We start from the raw sequence: 14,814 nt of genomic DNA, 5'->3' as shown, positions 1-14,814 counted from the left end.
AAGACAGTCAAGTGGTGGAGCCTAGCGGGATCGAACCGCTGACCTCTACAATGCCATTGTAGCGCTCTCCCAGCTGAGCTAAGGCCCCAATCACTCTGGCAGGGCGCCCTGGGAGGCACCCCTGCTTGCGGGAACGGCCCTTTATAAAGCCGTTCCGCACAAGGCAAGAATTAAATCAGGTATCTTCCCCGTCGTTGTCGCCGCCGGTTTCGACGCCAAGGTCGTCATCGTCGCCCAGGTCGACATCCGCGTCGGGGCGGTTTTCTTCCTCGTCGACATCGACATCGTCGAGATCGTCGTCACCGAGATCGGTATCGGCCTCGGCTTCCTTCTTCTTGTCTTCCTCGAACGGAATCGGCTGCTTCGTCTTGAGCACCGGTTCGGGCGTCCATTCCTCGCCGCATTCGATGCAGGCGACCGGGTCTTCCTTGCCCAGATCGTAGAAGCGCGTGCCGCATTTCGGGCACGTACGCTTGGTGCCCCATTCTGGCTTGACCATTACTGTTCCTCAGATACGGCCCGACCTAATCCTTGGCCGGGCGAAAAATTCTCTAGCTTGATGGGATCCGATTGCTCGGGAATCAAGAGCGGCGCGCGCCTTGCCATAGCCGACCCCCACTGTCAAAAGCCGCGTCGATTTTCGCAGCTCTGCCTGAAAGTATTTCCTTGCCTCACCCGCCGCAAGCCCATCGCTTCATGCCTTCCGGTCCGCTCAGGGGTCGCATCCGTGTGCCCGGCGACAAGTCGATCAGCCACCGCTCGCTGATGCTTGGCGCGCTGGCGGTGGGCGAAACCCGTGTCAGCGGCCTGCTCGAAGGCGAGGACGTGCTCGCAACGGCGGAGGCGATGCGCCAGATGGGCGCGACCATCACGCGCGAAGCGGGCGGCACGTGGTCGATCCATGGCGTGGGCGTGGGCGGTTTGCTTCAGCCAGCCGCACCGCTCGACATGGGAAACAGCGGCACCAGCACGCGGCTACTGATGGGGCTGATCGCCAGCCACGGGATCAGCGCGACCTTCACCGGTGATGCCAGCCTGTCCAAACGCCCGATGGGCCGGGTGATCGAACCGCTCAGCCTGATGGGCGCGGGGTTCGATGCATCGGACGGCGGCACGCTGCCGCTAACCATGCATGGCGCGCTGCCTGCGGTGCCGATGACCTACCGCCTCCCGGTCGCCAGCGCGCAGGTGAAGAGCGCCATCCTGCTCGCCGGGCTCAACACGCCGGGGGTGACCACGGTGATCGAGCCGGTGCCCACCCGCGACCATTCCGAACGCATGCTGCGCGGCTTCGGCGCGGAGCTTACGGTCGATGAGGTAGACGGAGAACGCATCATCAAGGTGCGCGGCGATGCCGAATTGCGGCCGCAGACCATCGAAGTCCCGGGCGACCCCTCCTCTGCCGCCTTCTTCATCGTCGCCGCGACGCTGGTCGAGGGCAGCGATCTGGTGATCGAGAACGTCGGCCTAAACCCGACGCGCGCCGGGCTGATCGAGGTGCTGCGCCTGATGGGCGCGAGTATCGAGGAACTGGACGCGCGGGAGGTGGGCGGCGAGCCGGTCGCCGACCTGCGCGTACGCCACGCGCCGCTCTCCGGTATCGATGTCGATCCCGCTGTCGCTCCGAGCATGATCGACGAGTTTCCCGTCCTGTTCGTCGCCGCCGCGCTCGCGAAGGGCACCACGCGCACCAGCGGCCTCGAGGAACTGCGGGTCAAGGAAAGCGATCGCATCAGCGCCATGGCCGAGGCGCTTGCCCTTGCCGGAGCGCGGGTGGAGGAGACCGAGGATGGACTGACCATCCACGGCACCGGCGGTGAATTGCTGCGGGGCACGCAAGACGGACACGAGGTTTTGACCCATCTTGACCACCGGATCGCCATGAGCATGGCGATTGCCGGGCTGGTCAGCCGTGATGGCGTAGCGGTCGACAGCACCGCGCCGATCGCGACGAGCTTTCCCGATTTCCTGTCGCTGCTGCACGGAGCGTCCGCGTGATGTCGCCCCATCACCGTCATGCTGAACTTGTTTCAGCATCCATGCCCCGGCCCGAACGGGCGGTTCTGGCGGCGCGATGGACCCTGAAACAAGTTCAGGGTGACGAGTCCGACCAGGAGAGAAGAGCCTGATGCCCCTCGACATCTACACGCTCATCGGCTTCGTCGGGATGGCCTGCATCGTCGGCGCCTATGCCTATCTGACCTGGCGCAGCGATCCCAATCCCTACATCTTGCACGGCACCAACCTCGCCGGGGCGACGCTGCTGACCGTCTCGCTGCTGGTCCACACCAATTGGCCGAGCCTGGTCCTAGAAGGCTTCTGGGCGGCGATTGCCCTATGGGGCTTATGGAAGGCGCTGAAGACACGGAGGCACGCCGAATGATCATCGCCGTCGATGGCCCTACCGCGTCGGGCAAGGGCACGATCTCGAAGGCGCTCGCCGCGCATTTCGGGTTGCCGCATCTCGATACCGGGCTGCTCTATCGCGCGGTCGGGCGGCAGGTGGCGCTGAATGACGGAGACCCTGACGATGCCGCCGATGCGCTGGCAGCGTGCGATTTCCCCGATAGCCTGCTCGCCGATCCCGCCTTGCGCAGCGAGGAAACCGGCGGGCTGGCAAGCCGCGTCTCGGTGCATCCCGCAGTGCGGCAGGCGCTGTACGAGCGCCAGCGCGCCTTTGCCCGGCAGCCGGGCGGCGCGGTGCTCGACGGGCGCGATATCGGGACGGTGATCGCGCCAGATGCCGAGGTGAAGCTATTCGTCACCGCCAGCGTCCAGGCCCGGGCGATGCGCCGTTGGCTCGAGATGCGCGACCGCGAACTGGACCTGGAGCTGCGCGAGATCGAGGCCGACATCGCCGCGCGCGACAAGCGCGATATCGAGCGCAAGGACGCCCCGCTGCGCGCGGCGGCAGACGCGTTCATTCTCGACACCAGCGGACTGGGCAAGGAAGCAGCCATCGCTGCGGCGATAGAGGCGGTCGAGCAGGCGCTTCGCTAGGGCGCAATTGACTTGCTTTAATGTGCGCCTTCGCCTAGGCGCGCGCCGTTCTCGCAATCCCTCCGATTGAAGGACCCGTTGGACGGCATGCGGCCTCCAGCGGCATTCGGCCTCTTGCCCCGTTCGCCCCGCAATGGTGCGGGAGACGGAGAAAGACCCGGGTAAAACCCGCGGCCGGTAGCAAAACGAACAGGAAATCAAACCAATGGCAACTTCAGCCAATCCCACGCGCGCCGATTTCGAGGCGATGCTCAACGAACAACTCGGTGGTGCGGAAGACGGCGGCTTCGAAGGCCGCGTCGTCAAGGGCACCGTCACAGCAATCGAAAACGGCAAGGCCGTTATCGACGTCGGCCTCAAGAGCGAAGGCCGCGTCGACCTCAAGGAATTCAGCCGCGTCGACGGCGAGCACGGGCTCGAAGTCGGCAGCGAAGTCGAAGTCTTCGTCGACCGCGTCGAGAACGCCGACGGCGAAGCAATGCTCAGCCGCGACCGCGCCCGCCGCGAAGCCGCGTGGGACAAGCTGGAAAGCGAATTCGGCGAGAACGCCCGCGTCAACGGCCGCATCTTCGGCCGCGTCAAGGGCGGCTTCACCGTCGACCTCGACGGTGCCGTGGCCTTCCTGCCCGGCAGCCAGGTCGATATCCGCCCGGTGCGCGACATCACCCCGCTGATGGACATCGAGCAGCCGTTCCAGATCCTCAAGATGGACCGTCGCCGCGGCAATATCGTCGTCTCGCGGCGCTCGATCCTCGAGGAAACCCGCGCCGAACAGCGCAGCGAACTGATCGATGGCCTCGCTGAAGGCCAGATCACCGATGGCGTGGTCAAGAACATCACCGATTACGGCGCCTTCGTCGACCTCGGCGGGATCGACGGCCTGCTGCACGTCACCGACATGAGCTACAAGCGGGTCAACCACCCGAGCGAAGTGATCGAAATCGGCCAGACCGTGACCGTGCAGATCATCCGCATCAACCAGGATACCCAGCGCATCAGCCTCGGCATGAAGCAGCTGGAGAGCGATCCGTGGGATGGCGTGGCCGCGAAGTACCCGGTCGGCGCGAAGCTGTCGGGCACCGTCACCAACATCACCGAATACGGCGCCTTCGTGGAGCTGGAAGCGGGCATCGAAGGCCTGGTCCACGTTTCGGAAATGAGCTGGACCAAGAAGAACGTCCACCCCGGCAAGATCGTCTCGACCTCGCAGGAAGTCGACGTGATGGTGCTCGAAGTCGACAGCGACAAGCGCCGCATCTCGCTCGGCCTCAAGCAGGCGCAGGGCAATCCGTGGGAAGATTTCGCCGACAAGCACCCGGTCGGCTCGACCGTGGAAGGAGAAGTCAAGAACGCGACCGAATTCGGCCTGTTCATCGGTCTCGACGGCGACGTCGATGGCATGGTCCACATGTCGGACATCGCCTGGGGCATCTCGGGCGAAGACGCGCTCGCGCTGCACCGCAAGGGCGAGATGGTTTCGGCTGTCGTGCTCGACGTCGATGTCGAGAAGGAGCGCATCAGCCTCGGCATGAAGCAGCTCGAAAAGGGCGCGCCTTCGGCTGAAGGTGCCGGCGGCAGCGGCATCAAGCGCAACGACGTTGTCACCGTGACCGTGCTCGAAGTGCGCGACGGCGGGCTCGAAGTGCAGGTCGGTGACGACGGCGCAACCGGCTTCATCAAGCGCAGCGACCTCGGCCGCGACCGCGACGAACAGCGCCCCGACCGCTTCCAGGTCGGTGCCAAGATCGACGCTATGGTCATCGGCTTCGACCGTTCGAAGAAGCCGAACTTCTCCATCAAGGCGCGTCAGATCGCCGAAGAGAAGGAAGCCGTACAGCAGTTCGGTTCGTCCGACTCGGGTGCATCGCTCGGCGACATCCTCGGTGCGGCACTGAAGAAAAACGAGGAATAATCTCCTCGGCCTTCAGGCCTGCAAAAGGGATAAAGGCCCGCCCTCCATCCGGAGCGGCGGGCCTTTTCTTTTGCTCGGAGGAGCTTAAGCCGGCCCGATGCTGCAAATCCACCAGTTCCCCTGCCTGTCCGACAACTACGGATACCTTCTGCACGACAGCGCCAGCGGCGAGACCGCCTGCATCGATACGCCCGATGCGGAGGAGTATCTGCGCCAGGCCGCGGCGAAGGGCTGGCGGATCACCCATATCTGGAACACCCACTGGCACCCCGACCACGCAGGCGGGAACGCCGAGATCAAGGCTGCGACGGGATGCGAGGTGATCGCACCCGCCGAAGTCGCCAAGCTCAACCAGCCCGACCGGGTGGTCGCGCATGGCGACGCGGTGAGGATCGGCAAGCACGAAGCGCAAGTGATCGACGTTTCCGGTCACACCAACGGACACATCGCCTATCACTTGCCTGACGCGGGTATGGCCTTTGTCGGAGACAGCGTGTTCGCGCTCGGCTGCGGCCGGATGTTCGAAGGCACGCCGGAGCAGTTCTGGGCCAGCCTCGAACGGATCAAGGCGCTGCCGCCCGAGACCACGCTCTACTGTGCGCACGAATACACCCAATCGAATGCGCGGTTCGCGCGCCATGCCGATCCGGACAACGCCGCATTGCAGGCCTATGCCGCCGAGATCGATGCCAAGCGTTCTAGAGGCGAGGCGACCGTACCGACGCAGCTGGCGCGCGAACTGGCCACCAACCCCTTCCTGCGCGCCGATGATCCGGTGCTGGCGGCGAAATGGGGCGGCTCGACTCCTGCCGAGACCTTTGCTGCGCTGAGAGCTGGGAAGGACAATTTCTAGATGGACTGGCTTAAGCGGCTTTTTGGCGGAAGCCATGCCGCACCAATCCTGCCCATTCCCTCCGAGAGCGATGGAGATCGCCTCAAGGCGATTACCGCGAGGGTATTCGCTAATGGCAACCCTGAAGCACGTGCGGTCCCGACACCCTTGTTGAGCCTTGAGGAGTTCTTTGAGGGGAATGATGACATTGGATCAATTGGCTGTAATCTGGACGGCAGTCCCCCGCCCAGCCAGTTTTATGCGCTCTTCCAGGAGATACTCGATCGACCGGAAGTGTCCGACGTCAGAGTCCAGGTAACCTGCGTCGACTCTCCCGGGGAAGAGTGGCCGTTTTCAGATACCATATGGATCATGACGACTGCCGATGAGACAACAGTGCGGTCGTGGTTCCCGGACGAATTGATGCCCAACGACTGCTGGATCGGTTGGATTGATGGGCAGAAGTATGAGACGATCAATGTTGATCCCGGTCATCATCCTGTCGCTGTATGGTACGACTAATCCATAATGAAAGCACTCAGAGTCCAGAAGCTGTCCGACGACCTTTCGGGCGTCGAGCTGGTCGATCTGCCGATGCCCAAACGCGGGCCCGGCGAAGTGCTGGTGCGCGTCCGCGCTGCTTCGCTTAACTTTCCCGACCTGCTGATGACGCAGGGCAAGTACCAGTTCAAACCCGAGTCGCCCTTTACCAGCGGCATGGAGCTGGCTGGCGAAGTGGTTGAGGCCGATGCTGACAGCGGATTTGCGGCTGGCGACCTCGTCATGGGCGGGGCCAAGACCGGCGGCTTTGCCGAATATGCCGCAGTCCCCGCCCGCTCGCTGCGGCTGGTTCCCGAAGGCATAAGTCCCGCTGCAGCCGCGTCGATGGGTGCGGCCTATTTGACCGCCTATGTGGCGCTTGCCGAACTGGGCGGATTCGAGCCAGGACAGACAGTGCTTGTGCATGGTGCGAGCGGCGGGGTCGGGCTTGCCACCTGTGACCTCGCCAAGGCGCTGGGCGGCACGGTAATCGCCGCTACCCACAGTGAGGCCAAGCTGGCGGCGCTCAAGGCCGCAAGGGGCGTGGATCACGCCATCGTCAACACCGGGCGCTTCCGCGAGGACATCATCGCCCTCACGGACGGACGGCTCTGCGATCTGGTATTCGACCCAGTCGGCGGCGATGTTTTCGACGAAAGCACCCGCTGCGTCGCCTTCGGCGGCAAGCTGCTGGTGGTGGGCTTCGTCGCCGGGCGCATTCCGGAGATCGCCGTCAATATCCCGCTCATCAAAGGGTTCTCGGTCGTGGGGGTCCGGGCGGGCGAATACAGCCGCCGCTTCCCCGAGCGCGGCCAGCGGATCATGACGGAGATCGCCCAGCTCGCCAGCAGCCGCGCGATCCAGCCCCATGTCGATCGCACCCTACCACTCACCCGCTGGCGCGAGGCGTTCGATGCCATGGCGGCGGGCAAGCTGGTCGGGAAAGTGGTGCTGGAGCCTTAGCTTCTAGCCAACACTACTCCAATTCCCGTTCGGGCTGGGTGTCTCCAGTCCTGACACGAAAAAGGCGGCCCCGCAGGACCGCCCTTCCCTATTCCCGATCTGGCTCGATTAAAGACCGGCGATCACCTCGTCCGCCAGCGCCTTGTCGGCCCCGGCGTCGTGCTTCTCGGCGATCAGCTTGCGGCTGGCCTTGGTCGCGGCCATCACTGCGGTCGCGCGGACGTCCGCGATCGCTTCACGCTCGGCAGCGGCGATCTTGTCTTCCGCCATCTTCTTGCGGCGTTCGACCATCGCGCTGCTGTCGGCCTCGGCCTTCACGAGGATGGCGTCGGCTTCGCGCCGGGCATTGTCCATCATCGCCTGCGCATCTTGCTCGGCACCGGCGATCTTGGCCTGGTACTCGTTGCGCAGGGCCTCGGCTTCGGCACGCAGCGCCTTGGCTTCGTCAAGCTGGGCACGGATGGCGGCGATCTTGCTGTCGAGCCCGCCGGTGATCATGCCGGGCACCTTCTTCCAGATGAAGACTGCGATCAGCACCACCATCGCCACCGAAACCCACTGGTAGGGCTCGAGAAAGAAAGCGGTCGGTTCGGCGTGCGCGCCCTCCTCGGCGGCAAGGAGCAGATCAAGCATCGAGTGCCTCCTTCACGGCCTTGGCGGCGGCTGGCTTGGTCACCTTGACCCCCGCGACACGGGCGACGATGTCCTGCGCCGCTTCCGCAGCGACGCCCTCGACCTCGGTCATCGCTTCGGCACGGGCAGCGGCAATCCGCTGCTCGGCGTCGGCCAGCCTGGTGTCGAGGCGCTTCTGCGTCGCAGCGATGGTCTTTTCCGACTTCCTGGCAGCTTCGGCCTTGGCTTCGGCAACGAGCGCCTGCGCCGCAGCGCGGTTCTCGTTCTCACGCACCCGCCAGGCTGCTTCCTCGGCGTCGGCCTTGTCGCGTGCGGCCTGCGCAGCGGCAAGGTCGTCAGCGATCTGCTGGTCGCGCTGGCCCACGGTCGCCAGCACCTTGGGCACCATGCCCCGACCGACGACGAAGAAAGTGAACCCGAAGAAGATCAGCAGCCAGAAGATCTGGCTGGCATAGGTTTCCGCGAGTTGGGCTATCTGGGGCATCGATTGGAGTCCCTGGGCTCGATCATCGTTTTAAGAAGCGTTGGGCCGGTCGCTGAAACCGGCCCTCACCATATCGCTGATCTTGGGGTCGTTTAAACCGGCGCTACGAAAATCAGGATCATGGCAACGACGAATGCCAGCAGGCCGAGAAGTTCGGCAGCGGCGAAGCCAATGAACAGACGGCCCTGTTGGCTGTCGGCAGCCCCGGGGTTGCGCAATGCGCTCTCAAGGAACGAACCGAATACGTTACCCACACCGATGGCAGCCATGCCGGCACCGATGGCTGCGAGACCCGCACCGACGAGCTTTGCTGCTTCTACGTCCATTGTAATAACTCCTTGGGAAAATTCAGATGGTTGATTACGAAACTCAGTGCAGATGCTCGGCGTCGTTGATGTACAGCGACGTGAGCAGTGCGAAAACATAGGCCTGGATCCCCGCCACCAGGATCTCCAGCGCGGAGATACCGATCATCAAGGCGAAGCTGGGTACACTCACCAGCGCGGCGAAGCCGGCACCGGCATTGATCCCGCCGATCACGAAGCTCGACAACACCTTGAGCAATACGTGCCCCGCCATCATCGCGACGAACAGCCGCAGCGCGAGACTGAACGGGCGAACCATGAAGCTGATGAATTCGATCGGTGCGATGATTGGCACCATCGGCAGCGGGGTGCCGTGCGGCACGAACAGGCTGAAGAAATGCAGCCCGTGCTTCCAGAAGCCGACGATCAGCACGATCGAGAAGCTGATGATCGCCAGTACACCGGTGATGGTGAAGTGGCTGGTGAAGGTGAACGGGTGGATACCCAGCACGCCCAGCGGTAGCAGCCCAAGCAAGTTGCCGAACAGAATGAACATGAACAGGCTGAAGATGTAGGGCACATATTTGCGCCCTTCCTTGCCGACGTTTGCTTCCAGCATGTTGTCGATGAAGCCGGTGAAGCTTTCGACCGCCATCTGCCAGCGGCCGGGGACCAGCTCTCGCTTCATCCCGCCGACCATGAACACGGTGAGCGCGATCACCGTTACCAGCATCCACATTGCGCTGTTGGTGAATGCGAGATTGTAACCGGCAATTTCCCAGCCCTGCGTGCCGAACAGCGGCTCCACAGTGAACTGGTGCATCGGGTCGACTTTGCCTTCTTCGGCGGCCACGTTAAATCCCTTAATCCAAAGGCACTGCGTATGGGCGAACCCGCTGCCCCGTCAGTCCTGGTCGGGACCGTCGTCAGGCGGCGTGTTCGCCATCCGGAACACGTTCCTGAAGGCAACGACTATCCCAAGGAACAGCCCCACCAACAGACCCCATGGCGCGGTGCCGAACAGGGCATCGACCGCCCATCCGATTACCGTGCCGCCGAGAAGCCCGCCGAGGAGGTCCGCCAGCACCCGGTTGCCGCTGCGATAATTCGCATCGGCCCCGGTGCCCTGCGGCCGGCTGCGCTGCTCTTCACGCTCGCGTGCGGCTTTGAGCCGCGCTTCGAGCGCGTCGATCCGCGCATCTTCGGCAATGGGTTCCCGTGCGGGCTTCTCGTCGCTCATGCCTTCCTCCAACAATGGAAATCCGGCACGGGCTAAAAGGTGCCCGCCGAGGGCGCCGCCCCCTTAGGCGGGGGGTATGGGCGAGTCAACCGGCGGGGGCTGGATTTGAGTTGCTTTTATTGCACGCAATCTTGCTTGACGCGATGCGGGCCGCGTCAGCGCCGGACGCCGGCGGTCACGGGCAGCGGGTATCGCGCATGGGGGGCGCGCTGGTGCGGGTTTGCCAGCTGCCGTCGGGGGCCTGGTACTTTTCGCCCGGGACGGTCTTGGAGATCGCGATGCAGCCTGCCGTCAGCGCGTATTCCTCAAGCGTGGCACTCGCGGCTTGCGCCTTCTCGGCATAGACCGCGCGGCGCTTGATGTTGATGTCGCGCACCAGCGCTTCGAGCGCCGGGGTCGAGGCCCCGACGATCCCGAGATATCCGTCCATCTTCTCGCCGACCTGCCCCGCAGAGCGCGCGGCCTCATAGGCCGGATCGCGCTGCGCATAGGCGGTCCCGGCAAGCGCAGTCGCCGAGAGAGCGAGCGCGATAGCGAGCGATACTGGCTTCTTCATGGTCGTTTCCCTGTGTCGCCGTGCATCAGAAGATGTCGGCATTCTCTTCGATCGTGTTGCCTGCGTCGTCCGCAAGCCGGTAAATCACTTCCTGGCGGATGTTGATGTTCAACTCGATAACGATCGGCTCGGTCGGGGCATTGACATTGATGCACCCGGTAAGCGCGAACGGAACCACTGCCGCAACCGCCCATCGTCCCTTGTGCGTCATACCGTCTGTTCCGCTCCCTGATTGCAGGAGCCTTTTCGCAGCACGGCGCACGCGGGTCAATTTGAGGATGGTCATGGCATTTACTCGCTTTCGCGGCGCTGAATGGCCGGTTCTTCTATGGGCAAGGATGGCGGAGCGCCCGGATCAGGCGATGGGTCGTCCAGCGCCTCGACACTCTCGGCGGTTACCGACTGCTGGCGCATCGTTCCGTCGCTGTTGATCAGCCCGAGATCGCGCGGATCGCGGATCGAGGCGGGGTCGTACATCGCCTTGAGCGAGCCGATCAGCTTGTAGAACGGCGCGTTGATGTTGACGTTGAACTGGATCGGCACGTCTTCCAGCTGGCGGGTGATGATATTGCGGCTCGCGGCTTCGCCCTGCCTGACCCCGTCGATGCGGATCTTGGAAACGATCTCGCCGGTCAACGGCCCCTCGATGACGATCTCCATGGTGCGGAAGTCAAGGCTGCGCAGCATCTCGAAGGCGTAATTGGCCATCGGGGAAAGGTCCTGATAGGTCAGTTCGCCGACATAGGACAGGTTGCCGCCCGGTGGGCGCGAATTGAGAATACCGCGCTCGATATAGCCGTTGCCCAGCTCGTCGAACACGATCGGCAGCTCGCCATCGAAGGTGCCCATGGCGGCGATGTTGCCCAGCTCAAGGGTTTGCACGAAGATCGCCGCGTCGAGGCCCTTGACCTCCAGCACGTAACGCCGCCGCTCGGCCGCGCCGAGATTGAGGTCGACCGGATGGAGATACAGCGTCCCTCCCATGAACGGCCATGATCCGCCGGTAACCCCAAGGAGTTGCCCGTCGCGCAAGGAGAAGCCGATGGTGCCGTCACGAACCTCGATCCCTGGGTTGATCGACGCCACCTCAAGCTGCTGGTCTGGCGCAGTCGTCAGGGCGAGCAGGTCGGTGAAGCGGATCGTCCCGCGCGCGCCGCGCACCGGGCCGAACACTGCAGCAAGATCGAGTCCTTCGGACGAGAACTCGCCCGAACTGGTGACCGATTGTGCATTCCAGTCGATCTTCCCGGAACCAGTGACGACTCCTTCGACATTGGCGACCACGCCAAGCGCTAGGTCGGTCAGCGCGTCAGGCTGGAGCGCCTTGTCGAACCGCAGTCCGTCGATCGCCAGGCGGGCGTTGCCGGACCCGCTCGAAAGGTCGTGACGGATGGCAACATCGGTCACGATCCGATCGCTTCCCGGATGGCGCAAATCGGCATTGGCGAGGATCGCATTGTCCGCGAGCGAGAGCGTCGCATCCCGCGCAATCAGCGGATTGAAACGCGCCGGAGCGGCCCGGTCGATCAAGCGGAACGCTCCGTCAGTAACTGTCAGGCGGCTGTCAGCATAGCGCCAGTTACCGCCGGTTTCGACCAGGTCGAGCGGCACGGCAGCAAGTGCGACGCGGGTGTCGGAGAAGCTCCCTGACACGCCGCCATCTGCATCGAACCGCGCTTCGAGTCCGGACAGGGTGAACCGGCTCGCGCTGTCGCCGGGCCCCAGAGTAACGTCGACATTCTGTGCGACCGCCGTGCCCGGATAGGCAAATCCGACCGGGCCGCTTTTCAGACGGATCGGGGTGTCGGCCAAAGTCCCGCTCAGATCGAGCGCGGCCACCCCGGCAGCGATGCGCAATCCGTCACCGGTTTGCGAAAGGATCGGTTTCCCGCTCGCTGGGCAGACGCGCAAATCCCGGTCGGACAGCACGAGATTGGCATATTGGAGGCGGTCGAAGCCGACCGTCGTGCACCCGTTCCACAGCGCAAGCCCGCTTCGCGCATCCCAGCGCCCGTCAAGCGGCAGGACGAGATTGCGCACCGAACCGCCGGGCAGCTTGCCGCCCGCCTCGACCACCCCTGCAAAGGCCAGCGCGCCATTCGCAGCCTGGGTAATCTTCATCTCCGGCACTGCGAGCCGGTTGGCCCCGTCGATATAGGGGTCCATCCGCAGGCGGAACACAGTCGCACCCGAAGCCTCGCGTTCCATCCGCCCGGCAAGGGCGGGCATACCCGCCCCGCCGGTCCGGAAATTCCCCGCAAGGCGCGGCACGCCGCTCAAACCGCTCGCGTACTGGAGCTGCGAAGCGGTAACCAGTGTCGTCCCGCTTGCGCTGCGCAGTTCGAAAGCCGGTATCACCACACTCGTCGATTTGTCCGACAAGCGCGCGGTGAAATGCGCTGCGAAGCTCGTCGCGCGCAGTTGGCTGGCAGAAGCGCTGCGCAATTTCGCCAGCAACGGTTCGAGAAGTGTGCCGGCAGCAGGCTGCTTCAGCGAAGCAAGCGCCGGATCGATCCACTGCTGGAGGTTGGCCCGTTCGCCCGAAACCTCGCCCTCCGCTTCGATGCGTCCATAATCGTCGCGCACACGGATCGAGGTTTCCAGCGCGGCCGCGCGCATGGCGAGCCCCTCCGCCGCCAGATTGCGCGCTTCGAGATCGAGCGTGGCATCCAGCGCTCCGTCGCGCCATCCAAGCCGGAGCGGACCGGAAAGCTCGGCCACAGAACTCCCCCCAAGCGAGAATCGTCCGGAGGCAAGCACGCCGCGGAGATCAGCGGACGCGAAATCGGTCGGGACCTTGGCGTCGATTTGCAGGTTTGCAGCCTGCCATGCCAGTGCCAGTTCCGGGCAATCGACCTCGCGCAACCTGATCGGACCGGCAAAACCGAGACTATCGCTGGCGGTAGTCAGCTCGCCATAGGCTGTCGCGGAGGAAAGTCGGCACCCGTCGATGTTGAGTTCGGGCGCATTGACCGCAAGCATTGCGGCAAATCCGCCGGACAAGTCGCCGCCCCCCTGCAGCTTCGCACCGATCGGGCCATAGGGTGTCCCGATCAACGCGCGCCCGTCGTTCACCGTCACGTCGAGTGCCGGAAGACCCGAACTTGTCTCGTCCTCGCTGAACAGCAGCTTGTCGAGGCTGCCGAAGCTCAGGCCGTTATCGCCGTAGGTGCCGTAGAGTCGCGGCTTGTCGAGCGTCACCCGGCCAATCGACGGCAGGCCGAAGCCGTAGCTCAGCTCGACCACCACCCGCTCGACCGTGAGGTCCGGTGCGGCCGGGTCGCCGACCACCACGTTCGTCAGAACCTGGCGTTCGGGCGCGATGCTTTCGATGCTATAGGTTGCAGGCAGGTCGAGCGAGGCGAGCTCACGGTCGATAACACCCCCGACCAGTTGCTCGCGCGCGAGCCACAGTCCGATCAGGATCGCAGCGAGCAGGAGCAGCCCGATAAGGCCGATTCTCCGCCACCCGCGCAGCCGCCGACGCGGAGCGACCGATGCCGCCTCTCCAGTGCTGTCGGGGGGATTGTCGACCATTTGCCAGCTACTTGCGCCGAACCTCTATCAAAGGCAATGCATTCACCAGCAGGCAGCGCCTGAAGGGGAGCAAGGTTCCGCGTGTCGCAAACCGGTCAGTCCAAACCCAGGCATGATGGTTCGGGCCACCGCGCGCGCCTGCGCCAGCGGCTGCTCTCGGGCGGGGCCGAAGCGCTGGCCGATTACGAGGTCCTCGAATACCTCCTGTTCGCGGCAATCCGGCAAGGCGACACCAAGCCGGTCGCCAAGGCCCTGCTCGACCGCTTCGGGACGCTGGCGGGCGTTCTCAACGCCGAGCCCAGCGCGCTGCAAGCGGTCAAGGGCATGGGCGAAACCAGCGCCGCCGCGCTCAAGAGCGTCGCGCTCGCCGCTCGCCGGATGGCGCGCACCGAAGTGCAGGACAAGCCGGTGCTCGGCAGCTGGCAGGCGCTGATCGACTACCTCACCATCGATATGGCGCATCTCAATGTCGAGCGCGTGCGGGTGCTCTATCTCAACACCCAGAACCGGCTGATCCAGGACCATCACGTGGGAGACGGGTCGATCGACGAGGCGGCAATCCACCCGCGCGAGGTGATCCGGCGCGGACTCGATATCGGCGCCACCGCCCTGATTCTGGTCCACAACCATCCAAGCGGCAATCCCGAACCGAGCCGAGCCGACATCCAGATCACCAACCGGATCGCCGAAGCGGGCCGCTTGCTTGGCATCACCGTGCACGACCACGTGATCGTAGGGCGGCAGGGCTATGTCTCGCTGCGGGCGAAAGGCCTGGTGTAGAGCGAATCCAAGCTGTTCCGGCTCCTTGTGAA

17 protein-coding genes and 1 tRNA gene are annotated in these 14,814 nt (G+C 64.3%); 8 read left to right on the top strand and 10 right to left on the bottom strand.

Annotated features, from left to right (window positions below; genetic code table 11):
• Positions 1 to 12: 12 nt before the first annotated feature.
• A tRNA-Ala gene (locus NSO95_RS11630) sits at positions 13 to 88 on the bottom strand.
• Positions 89 to 175: 87 nt separating this feature from the next.
• Positions 176 to 499, bottom strand: coding sequence for a TIGR02300 family protein (locus tag NSO95_RS11625; RefSeq protein ID WP_257596434.1), 324 nt, complete (start codon positions 497 to 499; stop codon positions 176 to 178).
• 197 nt (positions 500 to 696) lie between these two features.
• Between NSO95_RS11625 and aroA the strand changes: the two genes are divergently transcribed.
• The 7 genes from aroA to NSO95_RS11590 all read left to right on the top strand — a co-directional run bounded on the left by aroA (position 697) and on the right by NSO95_RS11590 (position 7,247).
• Entirely contained in the window at positions 697 to 1,998 is a 1,302-nt protein-coding gene (gene aroA / locus NSO95_RS11620) for a 3-phosphoshikimate 1-carboxyvinyltransferase (RefSeq protein ID WP_257596433.1), read from the top strand.
• 130 nt (positions 1,999 to 2,128) lie between these two features.
• A complete protein-coding gene (locus tag NSO95_RS11615; RefSeq protein WP_257596432.1) occupies positions 2,129 to 2,383 on the top strand; it encodes a CBU_0592 family membrane protein in 255 nt (84 codons plus the stop codon).
• Positions 2,380 to 3,000, top strand: coding sequence for a (d)CMP kinase (locus NSO95_RS11610; protein WP_257596431.1), 621 nt, complete (start codon positions 2,380 to 2,382; stop codon positions 2,998 to 3,000). The genes NSO95_RS11615 and NSO95_RS11610 overlap by 4 nt, the downstream gene beginning before the upstream one ends.
• Before the next feature lie 205 nt (positions 3,001 to 3,205).
• Entirely contained in the window at positions 3,206 to 4,912 is a 1,707-nt protein-coding gene (gene rpsA, locus NSO95_RS11605) for a 30S ribosomal protein S1 (protein ID WP_257596430.1), read from the top strand.
• Positions 4,913 to 5,009: 97 nt separating this feature from the next.
• Positions 5,010 to 5,765, top strand: a complete 756-nt coding sequence (gene gloB, locus NSO95_RS11600; RefSeq protein WP_257596429.1) for a hydroxyacylglutathione hydrolase — start codon at positions 5,010 to 5,012, stop codon at positions 5,763 to 5,765.
• Positions 5,766 to 6,266 (top strand): YfbO family protein, encoded by a 501-nt coding sequence (locus tag NSO95_RS11595; protein WP_257596428.1) that lies wholly within the window; start codon positions 5,766 to 5,768, stop codon positions 6,264 to 6,266.
• A gap of 6 nt (positions 6,267 to 6,272) precedes the next feature.
• On the top strand, positions 6,273 to 7,247 hold the full coding sequence (locus NSO95_RS11590; RefSeq protein ID WP_257596427.1) for an NADPH:quinone oxidoreductase family protein: 975 nt from the start codon (positions 6,273 to 6,275) through the stop codon (positions 7,245 to 7,247).
• A gap of 108 nt (positions 7,248 to 7,355) precedes the next feature.
• Here the strand turns inward: NSO95_RS11590 and NSO95_RS11585 are convergent, their stop codons facing one another.
• From NSO95_RS11585 to NSO95_RS11550, 8 genes are all read right to left on the bottom strand, one after another.
• Positions 7,356 to 7,880: a F0F1 ATP synthase subunit B family protein gene (locus tag NSO95_RS11585; protein WP_257596426.1), complete on the bottom strand. Its 525-nt coding sequence runs from the start codon at positions 7,878 to 7,880 to the stop codon at positions 7,356 to 7,358.
• A complete protein-coding gene (locus NSO95_RS11580) occupies positions 7,873 to 8,364 on the bottom strand; it encodes a F0F1 ATP synthase subunit B family protein (RefSeq protein ID WP_257596425.1) in 492 nt (163 codons plus the stop codon). The genes NSO95_RS11585 and NSO95_RS11580 overlap by 8 nt, the downstream gene beginning before the upstream one ends.
• Before the next feature lie 92 nt (positions 8,365 to 8,456).
• Positions 8,457 to 8,690, bottom strand: a complete 234-nt coding sequence (locus tag NSO95_RS11575) for a F0F1 ATP synthase subunit C (RefSeq protein WP_257596424.1) — start codon at positions 8,688 to 8,690, stop codon at positions 8,457 to 8,459.
• Between the two features lie 43 nt (positions 8,691 to 8,733).
• Positions 8,734 to 9,522 (bottom strand): F0F1 ATP synthase subunit A, encoded by a 789-nt coding sequence (locus NSO95_RS11570; protein ID WP_257596423.1) that lies wholly within the window; start codon positions 9,520 to 9,522, stop codon positions 8,734 to 8,736.
• Between the two features lie 51 nt (positions 9,523 to 9,573).
• Positions 9,574 to 9,909 (bottom strand): AtpZ/AtpI family protein, encoded by a 336-nt coding sequence (locus NSO95_RS11565; RefSeq protein WP_257596422.1) that lies wholly within the window; start codon positions 9,907 to 9,909, stop codon positions 9,574 to 9,576.
• 175 nt (positions 9,910 to 10,084) lie between these two features.
• Positions 10,085 to 10,465 carry a YdbL family probable chaperone protein gene (locus NSO95_RS11560; RefSeq protein ID WP_257596421.1) on the bottom strand — a complete coding sequence of 127 codons (381 nt, stop codon included), beginning with the start codon at positions 10,463 to 10,465 and terminating at the stop codon, positions 10,085 to 10,087.
• A gap of 25 nt (positions 10,466 to 10,490) precedes the next feature.
• Positions 10,491 to 10,751 carry a YnbE family lipoprotein gene (locus NSO95_RS11555; RefSeq protein ID WP_257596420.1) on the bottom strand — a complete coding sequence of 87 codons (261 nt, stop codon included), beginning with the start codon at positions 10,749 to 10,751 and terminating at the stop codon, positions 10,491 to 10,493.
• A 5-nt stretch (positions 10,752 to 10,756) separates the two neighbouring features.
• Positions 10,757 to 14,002, bottom strand: coding sequence for an intermembrane phospholipid transport protein YdbH family protein (locus tag NSO95_RS11550; RefSeq protein WP_257596419.1), 3,246 nt, complete (start codon positions 14,000 to 14,002; stop codon positions 10,757 to 10,759).
• Positions 14,003 to 14,083: 81 nt separating this feature from the next.
• Between NSO95_RS11550 and radC the strand changes: the two genes are divergently transcribed.
• A complete protein-coding gene (gene radC, locus NSO95_RS11545) occupies positions 14,084 to 14,782 on the top strand; it encodes a RadC family protein (protein WP_257596418.1) in 699 nt (232 codons plus the stop codon).
• The last annotated feature ends 32 nt before the right edge of the window (positions 14,783 to 14,814 follow it).

The sequence above is a fragment of the Parerythrobacter lacustris genome (genome assembly GCF_024626475.1).
GTDB classification, from domain to species: domain Bacteria; phylum Pseudomonadota; class Alphaproteobacteria; order Sphingomonadales; family Sphingomonadaceae; genus Parerythrobacter_A; species Parerythrobacter_A lacustris.
Note: the sequence above shows the minus strand (reverse complement) of the source record. Positions and strands in the feature narration are given on the sequence as shown.

Coding starts and splice junctions, on each gene's coding strand:
- NSO95_RS11625 (WP_257596434.1), bottom strand. CDS start 499: ATGGTCAAGCCAGAATGGGGCACCAAGCGTACGTGCCCGAAATGCGGC.
- aroA (WP_257596433.1), top strand. CDS start 697: ATGCCTTCCGGTCCGCTCAGGGGTCGCATCCGTGTGCCCGGCGACAAG.
- NSO95_RS11615 (WP_257596432.1), top strand. CDS start 2,129: ATGCCCCTCGACATCTACACGCTCATCGGCTTCGTCGGGATGGCCTGC.
- NSO95_RS11610 (WP_257596431.1), top strand. CDS start 2,380: ATGATCATCGCCGTCGATGGCCCTACCGCGTCGGGCAAGGGCACGATC.
- rpsA (WP_257596430.1), top strand. CDS start 3,206: ATGGCAACTTCAGCCAATCCCACGCGCGCCGATTTCGAGGCGATGCTC.
- gloB (WP_257596429.1), top strand. CDS start 5,010: ATGCTGCAAATCCACCAGTTCCCCTGCCTGTCCGACAACTACGGATAC.
- NSO95_RS11595 (WP_257596428.1), top strand. CDS start 5,766: ATGGACTGGCTTAAGCGGCTTTTTGGCGGAAGCCATGCCGCACCAATC.
- NSO95_RS11590 (WP_257596427.1), top strand. CDS start 6,273: ATGAAAGCACTCAGAGTCCAGAAGCTGTCCGACGACCTTTCGGGCGTC.
- NSO95_RS11585 (WP_257596426.1), bottom strand. CDS start 7,880: ATGCTTGATCTGCTCCTTGCCGCCGAGGAGGGCGCGCACGCCGAACCG.
- NSO95_RS11580 (WP_257596425.1), bottom strand. CDS start 8,364: ATGCCCCAGATAGCCCAACTCGCGGAAACCTATGCCAGCCAGATCTTC.
- NSO95_RS11575 (WP_257596424.1), bottom strand. CDS start 8,690: ATGGACGTAGAAGCAGCAAAGCTCGTCGGTGCGGGTCTCGCAGCCATC.
- NSO95_RS11565 (WP_257596422.1), bottom strand. CDS start 9,909: ATGAGCGACGAGAAGCCCGCACGGGAACCCATTGCCGAAGATGCGCGG.
- NSO95_RS11560 (WP_257596421.1), bottom strand. CDS start 10,465: ATGAAGAAGCCAGTATCGCTCGCTATCGCGCTCGCTCTCTCGGCGACT.
- NSO95_RS11555 (WP_257596420.1), bottom strand. CDS start 10,751: ATGACCATCCTCAAATTGACCCGCGTGCGCCGTGCTGCGAAAAGGCTC.
- NSO95_RS11550 (WP_257596419.1), bottom strand. CDS start 14,002: ATGGTCGACAATCCCCCCGACAGCACTGGAGAGGCGGCATCGGTCGCT.